Raw genomic sequence first — 22,900 nt, 5'->3', positions numbered from 1 at the left:
GGCGTTCGCGATGTCAGACTACAATCCCAGCCAGGTCGATGGCACCGAGGTCGAGCGCGCGCTTCGTCAGTCCGCGTCCGAGCGCATCCTCGTGCTCGACGGTGCGATGGGGACGCAGATCCAGAACCTGAAGCTCTCGGAAGCAGAGTTCCGCGGCGAGCGCTTCAAGGGCTGGAACCACGATCTCAAGGGCAATAACGACCTGCTGGTGCTGACCCAGCCGGACGCCATTCGCGAAATCCACCTCGCCTATTTCCAGGCGGGTGCAGATATCGTCGAAACCAACACGTTTTCGTCAACGCAGATCGCCCAGGCCGATTACGGCATGGAGGCGCTGGCCTACGAGCTGAACGTCGCCTCGGCGAAGCTGGCGCGCGAAGCGGCCGCTCTCGCTCAGAAGGCCGATGGGCGCCGTCGCTTCGTCGCCGGCGCGATCGGGCCGACGAACCGCACGCTCTCGATCTCGCCGGATGTGAACAATCCCGGCTTCCGCGCCGTGACCTTCGATCAGGTGCGCGAATCCTATGCCGAACAGGTGCGTGGCCTGATCGATGGTGGCTCCGAGCTGATCCTGGTCGAGACCATCTTCGACACGCTCAATGCCAAGGCTGCGATCGTTGCGATCGAGGAGGTCTATCGCGAGAAGGGCCTGCGCCTGCCGGTGATGATCTCCGGCACGATCACCGACCTCTCAGGGCGCACGCTCTCGGGCCAGACCACCGAAGCGTTCTGGAATGCGATCCGCCATGCCGCGCCGCTGACGGTCGGCCTCAACTGTGCGCTCGGTGCGCGTGAGATGCGGGCGCATATCAAGGATCTGTCGCGCGTTGCCGATACGCTGATCTGCGCTTATCCGAATGCCGGCCTGCCCAATGAATTCGGCATGTATGATGAAAGCCCCGAGGCGACGGCCGGCATGCTGGCTGAATTCGCCGATGCCGGGCTCGTCAATGTCGTCGGCGGCTGCTGCGGCACGACGCCCGGCCATATCCGCGCGATCGCGGAAGCCGTCGCCGGCAAGCCGCCGCGCGCGGTGCCGGAGATCAAGCGCTATCTGCGGCTGGCTGGGCTCGAGCCCTTCACGCTCGACGAGACCATTCCCTTCGTCAATGTCGGCGAGCGAACCAACGTCACCGGCTCGGCCCGCTTCCGCAAGCTGGTCAAGGATGGCGACTTCGCTGCCGCGCTGGATGTCGCACGCGACCAGGTCGCCAATGGCGCGCAGGTCATCGATATCAACATGGACGAGGGCCTGCTCGATTCCGAGAAGGCCATGACCGAGTTCTGCAATCTGATCGCCTCGGAGCCGGATATCTCCCGCGTGCCGATCATGGTCGACTCGTCGAAATTTCACGTCATCGAAGCCGGTCTGAAGACGATTCAGGGCAAGCCGATCGTCAATTCGATCTCGATGAAGGAAGGCGAGGAGGCCTTCCTCGAGCACGCCCGTATCTGCCGCAATTACGGTGCGGCGGTGGTGGTGATGGCCTTCGACGAAACCGGCCAGGCCGACACCTTCGAGCGCAAGATCGAGATCTGCACGCGGGCCTACAAGCTCTTGACCGAGCAAATCGGTTTCCCGCCCGAGGACATCATCTTCGATCCCAACATCTTTGCCGTCGCGACGGGCATCGAGGAGCACGACAACTACGGCAACGACTTCATCGAGGCGACCAGGGCGATCCGCGAGACCCTGCCGCATGCCCATATCTCGGGCGGCGTCTCGAACCTGTCCTTCTCGTTCCGAGGCAACGAGAAGGTCCGCGAAGCGATGCATTCGGTGTTCCTGTACCACTGCATCAAGGCCGGCATGGACATGGGCATCGTCAATGCGGGCCAGCTCGGCTCCTATGACGACCTCGATCCGGAGCTGCGCGAGCTCTGCGAGGATGTCGTCCTCAACCGTCGCAAGGATTCGACCGAGCGGCTGCTCGATGCCGCCCCTCGCTTCAAGGGCGACGGGTCGGTCGCGATTTCCGGCAAGGACATGGCCTGGCGCGATAACCCGGTCGAGAAGCGGCTGGAATACGCGCTGGTCAACGGCATCACCGCCTTCATCGACATCGATGTGGAGGAGGCCCGCGCCGCGGCCGAGAAGCCGCTTCATGTCATCGAAGGGCCGCTGATGGCCGGCATGAACGTGGTCGGAGACCTGTTCGGCGCCGGCAAGATGTTCCTGCCGCAGGTGGTGAAATCCGCCCGCGTGATGAAGCAGGCGGTGGCCTATCTCATGCCGTACATGGAGGAGGAGAAGCGCCTGAACGGTGGTTCCGAGCGTTCGGCCGCCGGCAAGGTGCTGATGGCGACGGTAAAGGGCGATGTCCATGACATCGGCAAGAACATCGTCGGCGTCGTGCTGCAGTGCAATAATTACGAGGTTATCGACCTCGGCGTGATGGTGCCGACGCAGAAGATCCTCGATGTCGCGCGCAAGGAGAAGGTCGACATCATCGGCCTCTCCGGGTTGATCACGCCTTCGCTCGACGAGATGGTCACCGTTGCCTCCGAGATGGAGCGCGAGGGTTTCGATATTCCGCTCCTGATCGGCGGCGCAACGACCAGCCGCGTGCATACGGCGGTGAAGATCCACCCGGCCTATAGCCAGGGCCAGACGGTCTATGTCACCGACGCGTCGCGCGCTGTCGGCGTCGTTTCGAGCCTGCTCTCGCAGGACCAGAAGCCGGCCTATATCGAGGGCGTGAAGGGCGAATACGCCAAGGTCGCCGCCGCCCATCGTCGCTCCGAGGCCGACAAGCAGCGTCTGCCGCTGGTGAAGGCGCGGACCAACGCTTTCAAGGCGGATTGGGCGAACTACATGCCACCGAAGCCTAGCTTCCTCGGCACGCGCGTGTTCCGGACCTATGACATCGCCGATCTCGTGCCGGTGATCGACTGGACGCCCTTCTTCCAGACCTGGGAGTTGAAGGGACGCTTCCCTGCGATCTTGCAGGACGAGAAGCAGGGCGAGGCGGCACGTGCGCTCTGGGACGATGCGCAGGCGATGCTGAAGCGGATCGTCGAGGAGCGTTGGTTCAATCCCAAGGCGGTGATCGGCTTCTGGCCGGCCAATGCCGTCGGGGACGACATCCGGCTTTATACCGGTGAGAGCCGCCAGGACACGCTCGCGACCTTCCATGGGTTGCGTCAGCAGCTTTCCAAGCGCGACGGCAAGCCCAACATGTGCATTTCTGACTTCGTCGCGCCCGAGGGCATCGAGCGGCCCGACTATATCGGCGCCTTTGTCGTGACGGCGGGAGCGGAGGAGGAGCGCATCTCCGAGAAATTCGCCCGCGACAACGACGATTACCGCTCGATCATGGTCAAGGCGCTGGCCGACCGCTTCGCCGAGGCGATGGCCGAACGCATGCACCAGCTCGTTCGCACGCAGTTCTGGGGTTATGCCCCCGACGAGAACCTCGCCAATGAGGATTTGATCCGCGAGGAATATCGCGGCATCCGGCCGGCGCCGGGCTATCCGGCCCAGCCCGATCACACCGAGAAGGAAACGCTGTTCGAGTTGCTGCAGGCTGAGCGGCGGGTCGGCGTGAAGCTGACCGAGAGCTTTGCGATGTGGCCGGGCTCCTCGGTTTCGGGACTCTATCTGTCGCACCCGGACGCCTATTATTTCGGTGTTGCCAAGGTCGAGCGCGACCAGGTCGAGGATTATGCGGCGCGCAAGGGCATGGCGATCCACGAGGTCGAGCGCTGGCTTGCGCCAATCCTCAATTACGAGCCCAGTGCCTATCGGCTTGAGGCTGCCGAGTGATGCTGCGAGCGGCTACCCCAGCCGATCTGCCACGCATCGGCGTGATCCGGCAGGCCGTGAAGGAGAACGTGCTCAGCGACCCCTCCAAGGTCAGCGATGAGGAGGTCGCCTGGTATATTGAGCAGGCCATCTTCCTCGTCAGCGAGGAGGGCGGCGAGGTTGTCGGCTTCACCTGCGCCAATCATCAGACGGCTCTCATCTGGGCGCTCTTCATCGATCCCGATCACGAAGGACACGGCCACGGTCGCGCACTCCTGGATGCGGCGTTGGAGCGGCTTGCGGGGAACGGTCACCGGCAAGCATACCTGACGACAGGCGCGACGACCCGCGCCGCCCGCTTCTACCGCCAGCATGGTTGGCGCGACATGGGGCTTTCGCTCGACGGCCAGGCCGTCTTCGTCAAGCCGCTCGGACCGGCCTAGGCTCGCTTCGCCCCGGCGCGAGCGTGATTGCCTCGGCGCTTTAGCCCGAAGGCGGCCGAACTCGGTGACGGGGACGCCGCCGATCGCGAGCCCTCAGGCCCCACCTCGCGGACCGCACGGCCAAGGAGACGGCGCCGCCAGATCGACGTGAAAGACCTTGGCGATGATCTGCCAGCGCCCGTCGAGCCGGACGATGCTGAGCAGATCGGTGAAAGATTTCGGCCCGATGGCGCATGCGACGCGGGCGAGGGCGGTCACTGGCCCGGCAAATTCGATGGAGAGGATGCGGTCCTGCCGCGCCGCGCCCCGGCTGGCCGGGGAGGGGCGCTTTGCGACCATGGGCAGATAGGCGTCCATGGTCAGATGAGTGAGGCTGCCCTCGCTGGCGCAGGCGTAGATCGCCTGCGGATGGAAGACCCCGGCGAGCTTGCCGGCATCGCTGTGATAGAGGCCATCGAAATAGTGCGTCAGGACCTCGACGATTTCGGCAAAGCGGGCATCCATCGCAGGCGCCTCCTTCAGATGAGGCCCTCGGCTTGCATCGCCTGGCGCACGGTGTTGCGGCCCGTCAGACGCTGCATGAAGGCCTGGAGCTTCGGCCAGGCATCGAGCGCAACGCCAGTATGGTTCGCCCAGTTCGTGACGACGAAGAGATAGGCGTCGGCGACGCTGAAGGTCTCGCCGAGAAGATAGGGACGACCGTCCGAGAGCTTCTGCTCGACGTCGCCGAAGCGCCGGGCGACCTTCTCCTTGGCTTCGCGCCTGGCATCGTCGCCAATCGTGGTGCTGAACAGCGGCCCGAAGGCCTTGTGCAACTCGGAGGCGATGAAATTGAGCTCCTCCTGCAGGCGCGCGCGCGCCAGAGTTCCGGCTTTTGGCGCGAGCTCCGTCTCGGGCTTCAGGTCCGCGATATACTGGACGATCGCCGCACCTTCGGTCAGCACCTCGCCGCTGTCGAGTTGCAGCGCCGGTACATAGCCGCGCGGGTTGACCGTGGTGAAATCGGTGCCGGTCTCGGTCGTCCTGGTCTTGGTGTCGACCTTCTCGAGGGTGAATGGCAGGCCGGCTTCACGCAGCGCGATGTGGGGCGAGAGCGAGCAGGCGCCGGGGGCGTAGTAGAGCTTCATGGTGCGCGTCTCCGTGTTGACCAGTGAGCACAGGGGTAGGCAGGGCGATAACTTCTGTATACCCAGTAACTTGTCGTTACTGCATTTTCCGGTATCATTCCGGTAACCGGAGGCAGCCTCGCATGGCGTTGAAGATACGGAAGAATCGGGCGAAAACTCCGCCGCCGACCTGCGCCGTCGGCACCTGCATGCAGGTGCTCGGCAAAGCCTGGACGCCGAATGTGATCTGGTATCTGAGCGCCGGTCCGCGCCGCTTCGGCGAGCTGCGCCATGACATGCCGCTGATCTCGGCCAAGATGTTGAGCGAGCGCCTGCGTGATCTCGAAAGCCGCGGCATCGTCGAGCGGCGAATCCTGCCGAGCTCGCCGCCGTCGGCCGAGTATGGGCTGACCGGTCTCGGGTTGGAGCTGATGCCGGCGATCGAGGCGATCGTTGCGGTCGGGCTGCGTCTTAAGGAACGCATGGGGCAGGCAGCAGAGGCCGCCTGAAGCGCATCAGCCCGCGCGAAGCTCTCTCATCTCCGCAAGGGCGCCCCGCATCGCGTCCGCGCTGGGCTGTGCTTGCAAGGGCTCGCCGAAGAGATGCAGCCGATTGCGGCCCGACGCCTTGGCGACATAGAGCGCAGAATCGGCTTCGGCGAAACTGCGGTCGGGATCATGGTGTCGGCCCGGGAGCAGCATCGTCGCTCCGATCGAGGCACTGATCTCGATCAGACGCCCGTTCCAGGTGACAGGGCGCGAGAGCGCCGCGAGGGCCTGGTTCAGTCGGTGCTGGATATGAGACCAGCCGGCGGTCGAGCAGATCAGCAGCGCGAACTCATCTCCGCCGATGCGGGCGATCGTCAACGCGTCGCTCAGCGTGGCCTCCAACCGCAGGGCCACTTGCCGCAGGCATTCATCGCCAGCGGCGTGGCCGAGATGGTCATTGATCGGCTTGAACATGTCGAGATCGATGAGGGCGAGCGTGCCGAGGGCGCTGCCATCAGCCGGGATGCGCCGCAGTTCGGAGAGCTGCGCCTCGAACGCCCGGCGGTTGGCGAGGCCGGTGAGCGGGTCGCTATAGGCGAGCTGACGCAGGCCCTGCCACATCTGCTTCTCGCTCGTGATGTCCTGCTTGGCGCCGTAAATGCGCCAGGGGCGTTGCTGTTTGAGCGCGATGTCGGCACTCAGGCGCATCCAGCGGCTGATCCCTCCGGCGGTCAGAATTCTGGCATCGAGGACGAAGCCCCTGCCGGTGCGGATCATCGTGCTGCGAAGTCGCTCCATCTCGGTGCGCGAGTCGTTCGTGTAGAGGTCGACGGTCGATGGGCGGTGCAGGGTCGAGCCACGCGGCAGGCCGAAGAGATCGTAGACGCCCTCTGTCCAGGCAAGCTGTTCGGTGGCGAGTTCGCATTCCCAGGCGCCGATCCCAGCCAATTGCGCGGCCTGATCGTAAAGGCGTCTGGCTTCGGCGTCGTGCAGCGACATGGGTTTCAGGTCTCGGCATACGCGCCAAGCAACCAGCGTTGCGCGTTCGGCTGCGATACTGTCGACGCTAGGCGATGATGATTAACGGGGTCTTTCTGCCACAGGGATTCGCGTTCGCGTTATTCCCGCCGCAGAGCTTCGATCGGGTCGAGCCGTGCCGCCTGTCGCGCCGGATAGAAGCCGAAGAAGACGCCGATCATCCCGGAGACGCCGACTGCGATCAGGATCGTCTCGATCGAGATGACCGAGGGCCAGTTGGCGATGCGGGCGATGGTGAGAGCCGCACCGACGCCAAGTGCGATGCCGACGGCGCCGCCGATGGTCGCGAGCGTCGTGGCCTCGATCAGGAACTGGGCGAGCACGTCGCGCTGGCGCGCACCGACTGCGAGCCGCAAGCCGATCTCGCGGGTGCGCTCGGTCACCGAGACCAGCATGATGTTCATGATGCCGATGCCGCCCACCAGCAGCGAAACGGCGGCGACGGCGGCGAGCAGCCAGGAGAGGGTGGTGGCGGCGGCCGTCGCTGTGTTGGCGATCTCAGTCAGGTTGCGGACGATGAAATCGTCGTCCTGATCTTCGGGAAGCCTGTGGCGTTGGCGCAGCAGAGCAGTCGTGTCCGCGATGCCGGGAGCGATCGCGTCCTCGCTGGCAAATTTCACCATGATGGTCTGGACTGAACGATCGCGGGCATAGTTGCGGCCGATGATCCGGCGTCGACCGGTGTCGAGCGGCACGAAGATGACGTCGTCCTGATCCTGCCCGAGGGCAGACTGGCCCTTGGGCGCCATCATGCCGATGACCTTGAACGGCACATTGCGGATGCGGAACATCTGGTCGAGCGGATCCTGCTCGCCGAAGAGGTTCTTGGCCACGGTCTGGCCGATGACGGCGACGATCTCACCGCGCCGCAACTCCTCCGGCTCGAACAGCCGGCCCTCGGCCACGCCCCATTCGCGCGCGGTGAAGAAATCGAGATCGGTCGCCGTGATCTGTGTCGACCAGTTGGTACCGGCATAGACGGCCTGGGCGCGGGTGACGATGACGGGCGCTGCAGCCGTTACGTTCTCGACCTCGGCAAGGACTGCGCGGGCATCCTCGTCGGTCAAGGTCGAAGAGGCCCCGGCGCCCAGCCTGACACCCCCTTGCGTGACGTTGCCGGACTGGATGATGGCGAGATTGGCACCCAGCGACTTGATCTGTCCGGTGACGCGTTCACGCGCGCCGGAGCCGATCGCAACCATGGCGATGACGGCGGCGACGCCGATGATGATGCCGAGCATCGTCAGGGCCGAGCGCAGAGCGTTGGCGCCGATGGCGGAGAGAGCCGAGCGGATGGCTTCCCAAAGGCTCATGCCGCGACCTCCGCTGCCGGCGGCGCGTGGTCGAGCGCTGTCAGCGCGGCACGGGCGTCGGCGGGCTCCTGCCGCTGATCGGAGAGGATGTGCCCGTCACGGAAGCGAATGACGCGCCGCGCATGGCGCGCGACCTCGGCATCGTGGGTGACGATGACGACGGTCACGCCTTCGTGGTTCAGGTCCTGGAACAGGGCCAGGATTTCGAGCGCGGTCCGGCTGTCAAGTGCGCCGGTCGGTTCGTCCGCGAGCAGAAGGCGCGGTTCGTTCACCAGCGCGCGGGCGATGGCGACACGCTGCTGCTGGCCGCCGGAGAGCTGCATCGGCCTATGATGAGCGCGCTCCGCCAGCCCGACGCGTCCAAGCGCGGCCAGTGCCTTCTCGCGGCGTATCTTGCGGTCGCGACCGGCATAGACCATCGGCAGTTCGACATTGGCACAGGCGTCGACGCGGGGCAGCAGGTTGAACTGCTGGAAGACGAAGCCGAGCTTGCGATTGCGCAGCTCGGCCAGGCCATCGCTCGACAAGGTTTCGACGGCGACCCCATCGAGCCGGTAATGGCCGCCGGTCGGCCGGTCCAGGCAGCCGATCAGGTTCATGAACGTGGATTTTCCCGAGCCGGAAGGCCCCATCACCGCGACAAGATCGCCGGCCTCGATCTCAAGCGACACCCGGTCGAGCGCGACCACGCTGCCGGAATCGAGGCTGTAGATCCGGCTGAGTTCATGCACTTCGATCAGGGCCATGAGGCTGCCTTCAGAACAGACGCGGTCCGCGTACCGGTGGGCGGCCGGCGGGTTCAGCTGCGGCAGCGCTGCGCGGGCCGCCGCCGACGAGGACCTGCATGCCCTCCTTGAGGTCGCTGGAGACGATCTCGGTATAGGCGCCGTCGGTCGGGCCGAGCATGAGCTGGATCACTTTGGGCTGGCCCTCGCCATCGAGCACATAGACGCGTCCGGGAACTCCCCTTTGCGAGGACACGCGGCCTTCCTCCATCATGGCCTCGAACTTGGCGCGGCGTTCCGGATCGAGGGCGGCCGAGATCTTCGTGCGCATTTCGCTGCGAGCGGCGCGGAAGGCAGCACGACGCTCATCCTCGGAGAGGCCCGCCATCGCGGCGCGACCGGGCCCGCGGCGCTCCTCGAGGATCGCGGTGATCGCCTGCTTCTGTTCGGCCGTCGGCTGCAGCTCTGTTTCGAGACGCTCGCGCAGCGCGGTGACGGCGCGGGCGCCCCCGCGTCCGGCTTGCGGACTTCCCGATGGGGACACAGCGGCGCCTGCAGGTCCTGCCGTCTGACCGGGCGGGCGGAAGCGCAAGGCTGCATTGGGGACACGCAATGCGTTGCTGCGATCTTCCGTGACCACCTGAATATTGGCCGTCATGCCCGGTAGCAGTGCCATGTCGCGGTTCTCGACGCGCACGACACCGGTATAGGTGACGACGTTCTGGATGGTCTGCGCACCCAGCCGCACCATGTTGACGCGACCTTCGAAGGTGCGGTTCGGATAGGCGTTGACTGTGAAGGAGACGGGCTGGCCAGGCTGGAGGCGGCCCACATCGGCCTCGTCGATATTGGCGTAGATGTCGATCTCGCGCAGGTCCTGCGCGATCTGGAACAGGACGGGTGCGGAGAGCGAGGCGGCGACGGTCTGACCGAGATCGACCTGGCGCTGCACCACGACGCCATCGACCGGCGAACGGATATCGGTTCGGTCGAGATCGATCAGGATGTCCTTGAGTTTGGCTTCGCGACTGGCGATCAGGGCCTCGCCGGACTGAAGCTGCCCCTCGGCCAGCAGGATGTCGGCGTCGAGCCCGTTGAGTTCGGCCTTGGCCGAGGAGATTTGGGCCTCGGTCGAGGCGAGCGTGGCGGTCTGGATCTCGACCTGGGTTCGGGCACTGTCCAGGTTCTGCTGCGAGCCGGTGTTGCGATTGAAGAGCTCGTTCTGCCGTTCGAATGTGCGTTTTGCATCGGCCAACTGGGCGGCGACGCGATCGCGCTGTGCTTCAAGATCCTTGACGGTTGAATTGGCCTTGAGACGGCTCGATTTGGCGCGGTCGAGCTGGGCGCGCTTGACGATAAGGTCGGCCTTGCCCTGGGCGAGATCGGCGGCGGCGGCATCGCGCCGCGTCCGGATCTGGTCGCTGTTGAGCCGGGCTACGACCTGACCGGCCTTCACCTGCGAATTGTAGTCCGCAAGGATCTCGACGATCTGGCCCGACAGCATCGAGCCGACCAGGACGGTGGTCATCGGGGTCAATGTTCCGGTGGCGCGAACGGCTGCGGTGATCTGGCCCCGATCAATCGACGCCGTACGATAGGCGACGTCGCTCGCTGCTCCCCCTGTGGGACGGATTGCCCAATAGCCTGCTGCTGCGGCGGTCAGACCAAGGCCGGCAGCGATCACCAGTTTGCGCAAGTCATTGTCCCCGTCACCCGGCGCAGCCGGACATAGTTCGCAGGGTCCGGACGATGCCAGAAAGCGAACATGCAGGCGAGTTAACTTACTGCAATGTTGGAGCGTGCCTGCGCCCAGCTCTCGGCTCATGCCATCCGCGCGCCCCGCGTCATCGCCACCAGGTCGCGCAGCGTCGTGATCGTCGAGGCGTCGGCGACGCCGTCAACCTTCTCCTGCCGCCAATGGCGCTGGAAGGCTGCGACGACAGCTTCGAACTTCTCGTCATAGATGCCGTCGACCGTCACGCCATAGCCCAGCATGGCAAACATCGCCTGCAGCGCCTCCACCGGCTGGCCACTCTCGCCGCGCGCAAAGAAGCGACCGCCACGGATCGGGGCCGGCTCGGACCAGATGCCGACGCCGCCCTCCGCGAATTGCCGCCATGGGAACTTCTCGCCGGGGTCGATCTTGCGGCCGGGTGCGATATCGGAATGGGCGAGGACCCGCTCTGGCGGAATCCTCCAGCGCTCGCAGATGTCGCGGCTCAGGTTGAGTGTGGCGATCATCTGTTCCGACGTGAAATCGGGCAGGCCACCGGGATGGCCGGGATTGGCGATTTCGATGCCGATCGAACAGGAATTGATATCGGTTTCGCCGCCCCAATGCGAGGCGCCGGCGTGCCAGGCGCGGCGGCCTTCAGGGACAAGCTGCAGCACATGGCCGTTCTCGAAGACAAAATAATGCGAGGAAACCTGCGAGACCGGGTTGCAGAGCCATTGCAGCGCTGCGCCTGCGTCGCTCATGCCGGTGTAGTGCAGGATCAGCATGTCGGGGCGTCTGAGGGCGCCGTTTGCGTCTTTGCGCTCGCCGTGGTTCGGCGAGGGAAAGACCTTTGCGGCGAAGCGGCTGTCGGGCGTGGCAACGAGGCTCATGCGGGCTCCGGAAGTCTGGCGGTGCCGAGGCCTCGCTCTTTCTCGATCAGATCCCAGGCGGCATTGATGGCAGCAAGGCGACGCGTAGCGATTGCGATCGCTTCCTCGGGCAGCCCGCGTGCGATCTCGCGGTCGGGGTGATTTTCAGCGACGAGGCGGCGGTAGTGCTGTTTCAGCTGGGCATCGCTCATCTCCCGGCTGGCGCCGAGCACGAGATAAGGATCGTCCGGCCGTCGCATATGGCGCGCTTCGATGCGGGCAAAGCCGGCGGCATTGATCGAGAATATCTCGGCCACATGGCGCAGATAGGCATGCTCGGCCTCGTGGATCGCGCCGTCGGCCGCGGCAATCAGAAAGAGCCCGTCGAGCACGTCTTCCAGCAGCGCCGGCTCGTCCTTGAAGCTCTCGGCGATCTGCGTCGCGTAGGCCTCGAAGCCGGCGCTTGTCTGCTTGGCGAGATCGAACAGGCTCTCGATCCGTGCCTCCTGCTCAGGAGGCACGATCACGATGCGCCGGAAGGCCGCGATCTCGTCGCGGGTGACGACACCGTCGGAGCGGGCCATCTTCGCGGAAAGGGCAACCAGTCCGGTCGTGAAAATCAGCTCGCGCGGCGCGGGGCCGAAGGGCGCTCCCTCGCGATCGACCAGGACATGGCCGGCAAGCGCGCCAACCAGCGCGCCGAGCGGGCCGCCCAGCGCCAGTCCAAGGCCGCCGCCACCGAGCGCGCCCCAAAAAGACGAAACCATCGTTCAGGCAACTCCCGATTCAGCCCCGCGCGCAGTTTGCCCGGTCCAGCCGAGGCATCCAAGCCCAGTCCTACGAAAACCACCGGGATGCGCCAGGCGAAGCGAACCTGGGTATGGCAGATATCGAGCGGACAGGTGTGCCAGCACTCGCTCGGGGGCTCTCCCAGTGGCCGCGCGATCCTCCGGGTCGTGGAAAATGAGGATAAATGCGGCTTCCGACCCGGAATACGTCAGCAATGGGGCAATGGTTTGATTCGGCTCGCCCCGGTTGCGAACGCTTTGGCAGCGTGTTCGCGGTGTCTGATAATACACGGGGTATACCTCTATCGTAGTAAAGGCATTAATAAAAATTGTTAGGGAGTATAGCTTAGATTCGCGCTGCCTGACGTCAGATTATCAACACATTCTCCGATCAGTTCGGTCTCCCCATCAAACGCCTTTCTGATGGATGGGGTCCACAAAAGATGAAATATACCTCCAGCGGTGCAGCTGCCGCGCTCGTGATTTGCCTCGCCTCTTTGCAGTCTGCCAAGGCTGCTACGAACAGCGAGAGCGATGCTCTCGCCTTCATTGTCCGGGACGCGGAAATCAAGCGTGAGGCATCTGCACAGGAGGCCGGTTCGGCGACGTCGAAGGCCGCGGCCTCCGCTCCGGCGGAACGTGGAAACCGCTCCAAGGCGGGCGCCCACCGTCGTGCGGCGCTGGCCGCTCCGGCTGGAGCCGATGGGCTCAAAGCGATCGTGGCGCGCCATGCTGCCGCCAATGGCGTTCCGTTTGCGCTGGCCGACGCGGTCGTGCGCATCGAAAGCCGCTATAACCCCCGCGCCTCGAATGCCGGCAATCTGGGGCTGATGCAGATCCGCCACCAGACCGCGCGCGGGATGGGCTATACCGGCAGCGCCAGCGGTCTGCTCGATGCCGAGACCAATGCCCGCTATGCGGTGAAGTATCTGGCGGAAGCCTACCGCCTGGCCGGTGGCGACACCTGCCGTACGGTGATGAAATACCAGAGCGGGCACATGGCCCAGCGTATGAGCGGCGCCAACCGCACCTATTGCGCCAAGGTCCGCACGATCAGCGCACAGAATTGACGGGCAACCTCTCCCGCTTCGCTTGACGCGGGCAGGGGGAGGGCGCACTAGCGCCGCTGCCAGTCGGCCGGACGGCCGCTCCCGTTCGCGGGGGAGGAAAGTCCGGGCTCCACGGAAACACGGTGCCGGATAACGTCCGGCGGGGGCGACCCCAGGGAAAGCGCCACAGAGATCGAACCGCCTTGCGCCTCGGCGTGGGGTAAGGGTGAAAAGGTGCGGTAAGAGCGCACCGCGGACCCGGCAACGGGGACGGCATGGCAAGCCCCACCGGGAGCAAAACCGAATAGGGACGATGCTTCTCCCGCAAGGGGGAGGGGGCCGGTTTCCAGGCCTGGTCGTCCGGGTTGGTTGCTCGAGGCGCGCAGTAATGTGCGTCCCAGAGGAATGGCCGTCACGTCGGTGCAGCAATGCGCCGGCCATCCAGAACCCGGCTTACAGGCCGGCTGGCACCTTCAGCCCCGCCGGGCAAAGAGCGGCTTATGCCGCTCTTTGCGTCTCTACAATGCGTAGGTCCACTCGGCCGGCACGAACTTGAAGGCCGCGCCGTCTTTCATCACCTTGCCGAAGCCCGGGAAAGCGATATGCGAGCCGGTGATCAGGACGCCGTCGCTCGCCACCATGTCGAGCACGCGTTTACGCGAGGCCGCTGCCTGCTTGCCATCGAGATCGAACACGAAGGCGATGTCGGGGCGTGCCGTCTGAATCACGGCATTGTGGATGGTATCGCCGACCAGCATGAGCTGCTCGGAGCTTGAGCTGATCCGGAGCAGGCTGTGACCGGGCGTATGGCCCGGTACAAGCTCGAGGCTGAGGCCGGGCGCGACCTCGCCGGGCTGCACCTTGCGGGTGCGGCTCGCATAGGGTGCGAGCGCATTGCGGGCCGAGGCGAAGAAGGGCTTGGCTTCGGCCGGCGCCTGGGCGAGCACGCCCTCGTCATGCCAGAAGGCATGTTCGGTCTCATTGATGATCACTTCGGCATTGGGGAAGCGTGCGGTCTTCTCCGCCGTCAGCAGGCCCTCGGCATGATCCGGATGGGCATGCGTCAGGATCACCGCATCGACCTGTGCCGGGTCGATGCCAGCTGCGCGCAGATTGCCTTCGGCGCGTCCCATCGTCGGGCCGAAAGCCATGTTGAGGCCGGTTCCGGTGTCGACGAGATAGGTCCGCTCGCGGGTATTGACGACGAAGGCGTTGACCGAGGTCGGCAGGCTCTCGCCCAGACCCGCATGGGCCAGGATCTGTTTGACCTGGGTGGGGTCCGCGCCGAGGAAGGCCTGGGCATTCAATGGAATATAGCCATCGAGAATGGCAGTGACTTCGATATCGCCGACCTTGCGGCGATAGATGCCTGCAACCTGCGCCGCCGCTTGCGGGGCGCGGGCAAGAGCAGGCAGGGCGGGCAGCATGCTGGTTGCAGCTGCGCCGGCCAGGAAATTGCGACGGTTGAACATGGTCTGTTCCAGAGGCGAGAGGGATCGAAGGCTTCCGGAAACGATGCCGGCGCCTGTCCTGCGTCGGGCTTGATCGTCTCGTGGTCGGGCCGGCGCCCGGCCACGAGTGTTCAGATGAGCAGCTCCGCCTCAGGCCGCAACCTGGAGATCGACGTCAATATTTCCACGTGTCGCGTGAGAATACGGGCAGACGATATGCGCCTTCTTGACGAGGTCCTCGACCACGGCCTTGTCGACTCCCGGGACCGAGATGGTCAGTTTCACGGCGATGCCGAAGCCGGTGCCGTCATCGCGCGGGCCGATGCCGACATCGGCGCTGACGCGCGCCTCCGGCGGAATCTTCACCTGCTCCTTGCCGGCGACGAACTTCAGCGCACCCAGGAAGCAAGCGGAATAGCCCATCGAGAAGAGCTGCTCGGGATTGGTGCCGTCGCCGCCGCCGCCGCCCAACTCCTTCGGCGTGTTCAGCACCAGCTTGACGTTGCCCGTGTCGGTGGCTGCCTGGCCTTCGCGTCCGCCGGTGGCGGAGCCATGAGCGGTGTAGAGGATCTTCATGGTCGAACTCCTTGGCTTCGGGGAATTTGGGGCTTCGGGGAACTTGCGTGTCGATTTAGATTGTGCGCAATTGAATTGTCAACAAGATGATAGCCGCATCACGGATCGGTGATCGGGCTGCGCGAAGCCTGAAGTTTGAAGGGCCCGTTGCTCCATGCCAAACGATGAGATGATGACGCCGAAGGTTCCCGCCACCCCGCTTCCGAAGGCGGAGGAGCAGCTCTGTTTCGCGATCTATTCAGCGGGGCATGCCTTCACCCGCCTGTATCGTGTGGTGCTCGCCGAACTTGGCCTGACCTACCCGCAATATCTCGTCATGCTTGTCCTATGGGATCATGACGGCGTGACGGTGAAGGAGATCGGCGAGCGATTGATGCTCGATTCCGGCACGCTGACGCCGCTGCTCAAGCGACTGGAGATCGCTGGTCTGGTCCGCCGCGAGCGCGGCCGCGAGGATGAGCGGCAGGTCCGGCTGAGCCTGACCGAAGCAGGGCGGGCGCTCAGCGAGAAGGCTCGTCGCGTGCCTGAAAGCATGGGCTGCGCGATCGGTGGTTCGGCGGAGCGGGTCGCTGCGCTGACCGAAGACCTGCACGCGCTGCGCCAGGCGCTGCTCAAGGCTGCCGGCGGACCCGCGTAAAGCCGGTCCGACATTTTTCGTCGAGGTCGCCCGGTCGAGATGCCGCAGGCGGCGCTTCTGCGTCCCGGATTCCCGACAAAACGCCCACGCTTACGGATGCTTAACCTTAACAGGCTGTGATGCGAACCAGGGCCGGCGTCACTGCGTCGGCAAACGCGATTCCATTGACGCCCATATTTGCCCATGCTATCCCAAATCATCCCGTCGAAGCCGGCAGGCAGAACGCAGAACAAGGTCCGTGTGCCGCGCGGATCTTGCGTCTCGGCCCTGCTATGCCTGCTTCGATGGGAGGCCTCGAACCCGCCGCCGAGGCGCTGTTACGCGCCGGTGGGGAACGAGCCGGGAGGCGGCATTGACGGACCGCTTCGTCTCGAATTTCACCAATCGGCTGGATGCCAAGGGGCGCGTTTCGATCCCCGCGAGCTTTCGCGCCGTGCTGGCGAAGGACGGCTACGAAGGGCTTTACGTCCATCCATCGCTCGATCTGGAAGCGCTCGATGCCGGCGGGCACGCGTTGCGGGCGACCATCGACGACATTCTCTCCCGCTTTTCCCCCTTCTCGGACGAGTGGGAATCTCTCTCGACAGCGTTGAACGGCACCTCGGAGGTGCTGAAGGTCGATCCGGAAGGGCGTATCATGCTCAGCGAGACCCTGAGGGCGCATGCGGGCATCGCCGATGCGGTGACCTTCGTGGGCCATGGCCACAAGTTTCAGATCTGGGAGCCGGCTCGCTTCCAGGCGCATCTGGAGGCGGCGCGCAGCCGCTTGCGCGACGTCAAGCGCACGCTGGGTTCGCATATGACGATGACACCGGGAGTGACAGGCGCATGACGGGGCACGGCAGCCGGGATCACGGGGCCGCTGGCGGATCGACCCGACATGTTCCGGTCCTCATGGCTGAAGCCCTCGACGCACTCGCGATCAAACCGGGTGGACGTTATCTCGACGGCACCTTCGGGGCCGGCGGCTATTCTCGCGAGTTGCTGGCGCGGGAGCCGGAGGCGACCTTGCTCGCGCTCGACCGCGACCCGACGGCAATCACCGGCGGGGCAGGGCTGGTGGCCGAAATGAACGGTCGGCTGACCTTGTCGCAGGCCTGTTTTGGAGATCTCGCCAAGGAAGCGCGGCTGTTCAAGATGATGCCGCTGGACGGTGTCGTGCTCGATATCGGCGTCTCCTCGATGCAGATCGACGAGGCGGAGCGCGGCTTCTCCTTTCGCTTCGACGGCCCGCTCGACATGCGCATGGGCCCGGATGGGCAGAGCGCCGCCGACCTCGTCAACGAGGCGGAAGAGGGACTGCTCGCCAATATTTTCTATCACTATGGCGAGGAGCGTCGCTCGCGAGGCGTCGCACGCGCGATCGTCGAGGCTCGGCGCAAGGCGCCGCTGACGACGACGAAGCAGCTGGCCGAACTCGTGGCCAGCATCGTCTGGGCTGAGCCCGGCGGTGCGCATCCGGCGACGCGCGTGTTCCAGGCCTTGCGCATCGCGGTCAATGACGAGCTCGGCGAATTGGTGCGGGCCCTGCACGCTGCCGAAGAGGCACTGGGCGAGGGCGGGCGCCTGGCCGTCGTGACCTTTCATTCGCTCGAGGACCGCATCGTCAAGCAGTTCCTGGCGACCCGCTCCGGGCGCGCACCGGCGGCTTCGCGCCATGCGCCGGCCACGACAGCGCCTGTCGCGACCTTCTCGCTGGTGACCAGGGGAGCCGTCGCGCCTTCCGAGGAGGAGATGCGGAGCAACCCGCGGGCTCGTTCCGCCAAGTTGCGTGCAGCGCAGCGCACTGCTGCGCCGGCGCGCGCGCCGGAACCCGAGCTCACTGCGCTTGCAGGCGTGCCGTCACCGCAGCCTCGCCGGAGATCCCAGGGATGATCAAGCTCCTGCATGTGGTTGCGATCTGCGCTCTGGTCTCCTCGGCGCTCTATGCCTACACGATCAAATACGAGACGACGCTCGAATCCGAGCAGTTGCAAAAGCTCAAGGCCAAGGCGCAGCGCGAGCGCGATGCGATCGCCGTGCTCAAGGCGGAATGGCAGTTCCTGAACCGGCCCGATCGGTTGCAGACACTGAGCGAGCGCCATCTCGACCTCCAGCCATTCTCGGTGACGCAGGTCGTGCGCGCCTCGGATATCCCGAACCGCGGTCCGAAGGTGGATTCCATTGGCCGGAAGCTTGAGGATCTCGGCCTCGGTCTGCCGACCGAAACACCGAGGGATCGCAAGACGAGTGGCGTCACCACGCCGGGAGCCCGCCCATGACCGAGCCGAAGCTCTCTGCGACCGACCACCAGCGTCCGGACGATATCGAGGAAGGGCAGCCGGTGCCGCGCGGGCGGCTGCATTTCCTGCGCGATGTCTTCCGGATGAGCGGCGAGAAGAGCCAGCCGCGCGTCGGTCTCGTGATCCTGGGCTTCTCCGCCCTGTTCCTGGCCATTACCGGCCGTCTGGTGATGCTCGCCACCTTGCCAAACGAGCAGGTCGGTCTGCGTCGCGCGACCTCCAATGCGATCTCGGCCGCACGGCCCGATATCGTCGACCGCAACGGAACCGTTCTCGCGACTGACATCAGGACCGTCTCGGTCTTCGCCGAGCCGCGCAAGATCCTCGACAAGGACGAGGCGACCGAGCTGCTGACCGCCGTCCTGCCTGATCTCGATGCGAAGGATCTGCGCGACCGGCTTGGCACCAAGCGCGGCTTCATCTGGGTCAAGCGCGAGATCACGCCGCGCCAGCAGGCCGAGGTTCATCGCCTCGGCATTCCCGGCGTCGGCTTCGTGCCCGAGAACAAACGCGTCTACCCAAATGGGCCGGCGGCGGCGCATGTGCTCGGCTTTGCCAATGTCGACAATGTCGGCATTGCCGGCATGGAGAAATATATCGACTCGCAGGGGCTGCAGGATCTGAACGGCGCCGGTCTCGCGACCCAGGCGTCGGATCTCAAGCCCGTGGCCCTGTCGATCGACCTGCGGGTGCAGCACCTGCTGCGTGACGAGCTGGTCAAGGGCATGGAGAAGTACCGGGCCATAGCGGCAGCCGGTGCGATCATGGATGTGACGACAGGCGAGATGATCGCCTCGGTATCCCTGCCCGATTATGATCCGAGCAACCCGGTCGATGCACAGGAGAAGGACCGCATCAACCGGATCAATGTCGGCGTCTACGAGATGGGCTCGACCTTCAAGGCGCTGACGGTTGCGATGGCGCTGGACTCCGGCAAGGCAAACATCAACTCCACCTATTCGACCGCAGGCGGCATGATGCGTTTCGGCCGCCATGTCATTCGCGAGTACCATGGCACGGGCCGGACGCTGACTGTGCCGGAAGTGTTCGTACATTCGTCGAACATGGGCTCGGTCAAGATGGCGCTGTCCGTCGGTGTCGAGGGCCACAAGGCCTTCCTGCGCAAGATGGCCCAGCTCGATCGCATGCGGACCGAATTGCCCGAGAGCGCCGAGCCGCTCATCCCGCCGCGCTGGGGCGAGCTCAACACCGCGACCATCGCCTTCGGTCACGGCCTCGCGGTTGCGCCGATCCAGGCCCTGGCTGCTGTCGGGGCGCTGGTAAATGGCGGCAACCTGATCACTCCGACGTTCATCAAGCGCTCGGAGGAAGACGCCAAGCGCCTCGGGGTTCGCGTCATCAAGCCGGAAACCTCGGAGGCGATGCGCTACATCATGCGCATCAATGGCGAGCGTGGCTCCGCCCGCAAGGCGGACGTCCCGGGCTATTTCGTCGGCGGCAAGACCGGCACGGCTGAAAAGGTCATCGGTGGGCGCTACGCCAAGAACCGCAACTTCACGACCTTCATGGCGATCGTGCCGGCAGACAAGCCGCGCTATCTCTTCCTCTCGATCTATGACGAGCCCAAGGGCTATGCCGAGAGCGGTGGCTATTCGACCGCCGCCTGGAATGCCGGTATCACGACCGGCAAGGTCATCGAACGCGCCGCGCCGATCCTCGGCTTGCCGCCGCGTTTCGAACCGCCGGTCGCCCCGTTCCCGCTGATGGCGAAGCTCGGCGCCTGGGGAACGCGCTGAAGCAACGAAACTGACAGGCGAGATCATGGGCAGCAGCGAATTCAGTCTCGGTGAACTCTTCCCCGGGGCATTCGCCGAAGATGCGTCCCGCCGTGTCGGTGGGGTCGCGATGGACAGCCGCAAGGTTAAGCAGGAGGACGTCTTCGTCGCCTATGCCGGCGCCAGGACAGACGGCGCGCGCTTCATTGCAGATGCCGTTGCGCGCGGCGCTGCCGCCATCGTCACGGATCATGCGCGTCCCGCAGAGCTCGACCCGTCGGTGCCCTTCGCGCGTGTCGACGACCCGCGCCGGGCCCTGGCGCTTGCGGCTGCGCGGGTGCATCCGCGCCAGCCCGATACGATCGTGGCCGTGACCGGGACCAGCGGCAAATCCTCGGTTGCTGATTTCACCCGACAGATCTTCTCGGCATTGGGCCATGAGGCGGCCAGCCTCGGCACAATTGGCGTCGTGACGTCGCGCGGAGCTGATTACGGCTCGCTGACCACGCCGGACCCGATTTCGCTGCACGCCTCGCTCGACAGGCTCGCGGAGGAGGGCATCAGCCATCTCGCAATGGAAGCGTCTTCCCATGGCCTCGATCAGCGCCGCCTGGACGGAGTGAGATTGAAGGCTGGCGCCTTCCTCAATCTCGGGCACGACCATCTCGATTATCATCCGAGCGTGGCGGACTATCTCGCAGCCAAGCTCAGGCTCTGGGAGCTGCTGCCGGACGGAGCGCCTGTGGTGATCAATCGCGACGAGCCTTACGCCAGCGAGGCCGCCCAGGCTGCCGTCGCCAAGGGGCATCCGATCATCGGCATCGGCAAGGCTGGTGAAACGCTGACCCTGCTCGGCGCGGTGCGCGAAGGCTTTGTGCAACGGCTTAGGATTCGGGTGAAGCAGCGGGAGCTCGAGGTCGTTCTGCCCCTGGTCGGCGACTTCATGGCCGGCAATGCACTGGTTGCCGCTGGCCTTGCTATCGCAACCGGCGAAGACGAAGCTGCTTCACTGCAGGCGATCGCGGGGCTGCGTGGCGTGGCCGGCCGGCTCGAGCGTGTCGGCGAAATCAACGGCGGTCTCGTCGTCGTCGACTATGCCCATAAGCCGGATGCGCTGGCGGCAGTGCTCGCGACCTTGCGGCCCTATGCGCCCGGTCGGCTGATCTGCGTCTTCGGCTGCGGCGGCGATCGTGATCGCGGCAAGCGTCCGATCATGGGACGCATCGCGGCCGAGTGCTCCGATATCGCGATCGTCACCGACGACAACCCACGCAGCGAGAATCCCGCCGCAATCCGCGCCGAGATCCTCGCGGCTGCCCCGGGGCTGCGCGAGATCGGCGACAGGGCCGAGGCCATTCGTACCGCCGTTGGCCTGATCGTGCCTGGGGATCTCCTCGTGGTGGCGGGAAAAGGCCATGAAACCGGCCAGATCATAGGCGATCGGACCCTGCCTTTCTCCGATCACGACGTGGTGCGGACGGCCATCGCGGAGATCGAAGCATGAGCGGCGTGCCTTTGTGGTCGGGAGAGCGTCTGATCGGCGCCATGGGGGCCAGGCTGCGCGGCGAGATGCCGGCAGCCGTGACCGGTGCTTCGATCGATACCCGGACGCTTCAGCCCGGCGATGTCTTCTTCGCGATCAAGGGTGGTGAACGCGACGGTCACGAATTCGTCGAGGCGGCGCTGGCAAAGGGTGCGGCGCTTGCCGTCATCGATGAAGCCCATGCTGCGGGCTTTGCCGGATCGGGGCCCTACGCCGTTGTGTCCGACGTGCTGCATGCGATGGAATTGGCCGGCATGGCTCGCCGGGCCGAGCTCACGGCCGCGGTCATCGCGGTGACCGGCTCGGTTGGCAAGACCGGCACCAAGGAGGCGTTGAGACTTGTCCTGTCCCGTCAGGGCGAGACCCATGCTCCGGTCGCCTCCTACAATAATCACTGGGGTGTGCCGCTGACGCTGACCCGCACGCCGGCTTCGGTGCGCTATGGCGTCTATGAGATCGGCATGAGCAATCCGGGCGAGATCCTGCCTCTCGCCAGGATGGTTTCGCCGGACGTCGCGATCGTCACGACGGTCCAGCCCGTCCATCTCGCCGCCTTCGAGTCGGTCGAGGGGATTGCGGAGGAAAAGGCTGCGATCTTCACAGGGCTGAAGCCGGGCGGCACCGCTATCGTCAATGCCGACATCGCTCAGGCCGCGCTGCTGAGGCGCCTGGCCGAGGAGAGCCCCGCAGGGCGGATCATCAGCTTCGGCGAGAGTACCGATGCCGATGTCAGGCTCCTGTCCTGCTCGCTCAAGCCGGATGTCTCGACGGTCGACGCGGTGGTGCTGGGCAAGCCCGTGACTTACCGGATCGGCAGCCCGGGCAAGCATATCGTGCTGAATTCGCTCGCGGTTCTCGCTGCGGTCGAGGCTGTCGGCGCTGATTTGGCACTGGCGGTGCTCGCACTCGGCGACCTTACGCCGCCTGCTGGTCGTGGCGCTCGCCAGATGCTGAACACGCCATCGGGCCCATTCACGCTGATCGACGAGAGCTATAACGGCAACCCGGCTTCGGTCCGGGCTGCCATCGAGAACCTGGGTCGCATTCCGGTGACGGGACGAGGCCGCCGCGTCGCGGTGTTGGGCGACATGCGGGAACTGGGCCCGAGCGCTCCCGAGCTGCACGCGGGGCTCGCGGAGCCCATCACCGGAAACGCGATCGACCGGGTCTTTGCCTGTGGGCCGCTGATGCGCGGACTTTACGACATCTTGCCATCGGGCATGCGCGGTGCTTATGCCGCGCAGTCGAGCGAGCTTGCGCCGCTTGTCCTGGACGCGATCCGGGCCGGGGACGTCGTCACCGTCAAGGGGTCGCTCGGCTCCCATATGGGCTTGGTCGTCAAGGCCATCGCCGCCCGGTTCCCTGCCGTGCCTGCCGACGACTGAGACAAGAGG

21 protein-coding genes and 1 other RNA gene are annotated in these 22,900 nt (G+C 65.3%); 12 read left to right on the top strand and 10 right to left on the bottom strand.

Annotated elements, in window-relative coordinates:
- Window positions 1–10 precede the first annotated feature (10 nt).
- Complete coding sequence (gene metH, locus AB4099_RS01685; protein ID WP_113514059.1) at window positions 11–3,766, top strand: methionine synthase; 3,756 nt, start codon at window positions 11–13, stop codon at window positions 3,764–3,766.
- Window positions 3,766–4,188, top strand: coding sequence for a GNAT family N-acetyltransferase (locus AB4099_RS01680; RefSeq protein WP_441476803.1), 423 nt, complete (start codon window positions 3,766–3,768; stop codon window positions 4,186–4,188). Before metH ends, AB4099_RS01680 begins: the two co-directional genes overlap by 1 nt.
- Window positions 4,189–4,281: 93 nt before the next feature.
- Here AB4099_RS01680 and AB4099_RS01675 read toward each other — a convergent pair whose 3' ends face one another.
- Window positions 4,282–4,692, bottom strand: a complete 411-nt coding sequence (locus AB4099_RS01675; RefSeq protein ID WP_441476802.1) for a nuclear transport factor 2 family protein — start codon at window positions 4,690–4,692, stop codon at window positions 4,282–4,284.
- Between the two features lie 14 nt (window positions 4,693–4,706).
- Window positions 4,707–5,315, bottom strand: coding sequence for a glutathione transferase GstA (gstA, locus tag AB4099_RS01670; protein ID WP_113513822.1), 609 nt, complete (start codon window positions 5,313–5,315; stop codon window positions 4,707–4,709).
- 122 nt (window positions 5,316–5,437) lie between these two features.
- Here gstA and AB4099_RS01665 point away from each other — a divergent pair, with 122 nt between their 5' ends.
- The gene (locus AB4099_RS01665) at window positions 5,438–5,803 is read left to right on the top strand and encodes a winged helix-turn-helix transcriptional regulator (protein ID WP_113513820.1); all 366 of its coding nucleotides are present in this window, start codon (window positions 5,438–5,440) and stop codon (window positions 5,801–5,803) included.
- A 6-nt stretch (window positions 5,804–5,809) separates the two neighbouring features.
- On the opposite strand, the gene AB4099_RS01660 is transcribed toward AB4099_RS01665, so the two are convergent.
- The 6 genes from AB4099_RS01660 to AB4099_RS01635 all read right to left on the bottom strand — a co-directional run bounded on the left by AB4099_RS01660 (window position 5,810) and on the right by AB4099_RS01635 (window position 12,211).
- Entirely contained in the window at window positions 5,810–6,781 is a 972-nt protein-coding gene (locus AB4099_RS01660; protein ID WP_441476801.1) for a diguanylate cyclase domain-containing protein, read from the bottom strand.
- A 119-nt stretch (window positions 6,782–6,900) separates the two neighbouring features.
- Window positions 6,901–8,133: an ABC transporter permease gene (locus AB4099_RS01655; protein WP_441476800.1), complete on the bottom strand. Its 1,233-nt coding sequence runs from the start codon at window positions 8,131–8,133 to the stop codon at window positions 6,901–6,903.
- Window positions 8,130–8,879, bottom strand: coding sequence for an ABC transporter ATP-binding protein (locus AB4099_RS01650; protein WP_441476799.1), 750 nt, complete (start codon window positions 8,877–8,879; stop codon window positions 8,130–8,132). The genes AB4099_RS01655 and AB4099_RS01650 overlap by 4 nt, the downstream gene beginning before the upstream one ends.
- 10 nt (window positions 8,880–8,889) lie before the next feature.
- A complete protein-coding gene (locus AB4099_RS01645) occupies window positions 8,890–10,554 on the bottom strand; it encodes an efflux RND transporter periplasmic adaptor subunit (protein ID WP_441476798.1) in 1,665 nt (554 codons plus the stop codon).
- Window positions 10,555–10,679: 125 nt separating this feature from the next.
- Entirely contained in the window at window positions 10,680–11,465 is a 786-nt protein-coding gene (locus AB4099_RS01640; protein WP_441476797.1) for an N-acetylmuramoyl-L-alanine amidase, read from the bottom strand.
- Window positions 11,462–12,211 carry a TerB family tellurite resistance protein gene (locus AB4099_RS01635; protein WP_441476796.1) on the bottom strand — a complete coding sequence of 250 codons (750 nt, stop codon included), beginning with the start codon at window positions 12,209–12,211 and terminating at the stop codon, window positions 11,462–11,464. Before AB4099_RS01635 ends, AB4099_RS01640 begins: the two co-directional genes overlap by 4 nt.
- A 464-nt stretch (window positions 12,212–12,675) precedes the next feature.
- Here AB4099_RS01635 and AB4099_RS01630 point away from each other — a divergent pair, with 464 nt between their 5' ends.
- Together AB4099_RS01630 and rnpB are read left to right on the top strand one after the other, a co-directional pair.
- A complete protein-coding gene (locus AB4099_RS01630; protein ID WP_113513803.1) occupies window positions 12,676–13,302 on the top strand; it encodes a lytic transglycosylase domain-containing protein in 627 nt (208 codons plus the stop codon).
- Window positions 13,303–13,361: 59 nt separating this feature from the next.
- An RNA gene (rnpB, locus tag AB4099_RS01625) (RNase P RNA component class A) lies at window positions 13,362–13,753 on the top strand.
- Window positions 13,754–13,799: 46 nt separating this feature from the next.
- Here rnpB and AB4099_RS01620 read toward each other — a convergent pair.
- Together AB4099_RS01620 and AB4099_RS01615 are read right to left on the bottom strand one after the other, a co-directional pair.
- Window positions 13,800–14,753 (bottom strand): MBL fold metallo-hydrolase, encoded by a 954-nt coding sequence (locus AB4099_RS01620; protein ID WP_113513800.1) that lies wholly within the window; start codon window positions 14,751–14,753, stop codon window positions 13,800–13,802.
- 129 nt (window positions 14,754–14,882) lie between these two features.
- On the bottom strand, window positions 14,883–15,308 hold the full coding sequence (locus tag AB4099_RS01615; protein WP_113513797.1) for an organic hydroperoxide resistance protein: 426 nt from the start codon (window positions 15,306–15,308) through the stop codon (window positions 14,883–14,885).
- 172 nt (window positions 15,309–15,480) lie between these two features.
- Here AB4099_RS01615 and AB4099_RS01610 point away from each other — a divergent pair, with 172 nt between their 5' ends.
- The 7 genes from AB4099_RS01610 to AB4099_RS01580 all read left to right on the top strand — a co-directional run bounded on the left by AB4099_RS01610 (window position 15,481) and on the right by AB4099_RS01580 (window position 22,891).
- Window positions 15,481–15,945 (top strand): MarR family winged helix-turn-helix transcriptional regulator, encoded by a 465-nt coding sequence (locus AB4099_RS01610; RefSeq protein ID WP_441476795.1) that lies wholly within the window; start codon window positions 15,481–15,483, stop codon window positions 15,943–15,945.
- Between the two features lie 352 nt (window positions 15,946–16,297).
- Window positions 16,298–16,777 carry a division/cell wall cluster transcriptional repressor MraZ gene (locus AB4099_RS01605; RefSeq protein ID WP_441476794.1) on the top strand — a complete coding sequence of 160 codons (480 nt, stop codon included), beginning with the start codon at window positions 16,298–16,300 and terminating at the stop codon, window positions 16,775–16,777.
- The gene (gene rsmH / locus AB4099_RS01600) at window positions 16,774–17,820 is read left to right on the top strand and encodes a 16S rRNA (cytosine(1402)-N(4))-methyltransferase RsmH (protein WP_441476793.1); all 1,047 of its coding nucleotides are present in this window, start codon (window positions 16,774–16,776) and stop codon (window positions 17,818–17,820) included. Before AB4099_RS01605 ends, rsmH begins: the two co-directional genes overlap by 4 nt.
- Window positions 17,817–18,206, top strand: a complete 390-nt coding sequence (gene ftsL / locus AB4099_RS01595) for a cell division protein FtsL (RefSeq protein ID WP_113513791.1) — start codon at window positions 17,817–17,819, stop codon at window positions 18,204–18,206. The genes rsmH and ftsL overlap by 4 nt, the downstream gene beginning before the upstream one ends.
- Entirely contained in the window at window positions 18,203–19,984 is a 1,782-nt protein-coding gene (locus tag AB4099_RS01590; protein WP_113513789.1) for a peptidoglycan D,D-transpeptidase FtsI family protein, read from the top strand. The genes ftsL and AB4099_RS01590 overlap by 4 nt, the downstream gene beginning before the upstream one ends.
- A 25-nt stretch (window positions 19,985–20,009) precedes the next feature.
- The gene (locus AB4099_RS01585; protein WP_113513786.1) at window positions 20,010–21,467 is read left to right on the top strand and encodes a UDP-N-acetylmuramoyl-L-alanyl-D-glutamate--2,6-diaminopimelate ligase; all 1,458 of its coding nucleotides are present in this window, start codon (window positions 20,010–20,012) and stop codon (window positions 21,465–21,467) included.
- Window positions 21,464–22,891 carry a UDP-N-acetylmuramoylalanyl-D-glutamyl-2,6-diaminopimelate--D-alanyl-D-alanine ligase gene (locus tag AB4099_RS01580; RefSeq protein ID WP_441476792.1) on the top strand — a complete coding sequence of 476 codons (1,428 nt, stop codon included), beginning with the start codon at window positions 21,464–21,466 and terminating at the stop codon, window positions 22,889–22,891. The genes AB4099_RS01585 and AB4099_RS01580 overlap by 4 nt, the downstream gene beginning before the upstream one ends.
- Window positions 22,892–22,900 lie beyond the last annotated feature (9 nt).

This window comes from Allobosea sp. 2KB_26 (genome assembly GCF_052115715.1).
GTDB lineage: Bacteria > Pseudomonadota > Alphaproteobacteria > Rhizobiales > Beijerinckiaceae > Allobosea.
Note: the sequence above shows the minus strand (reverse complement) of the source record. Positions and strands in the feature narration are given on the sequence as shown.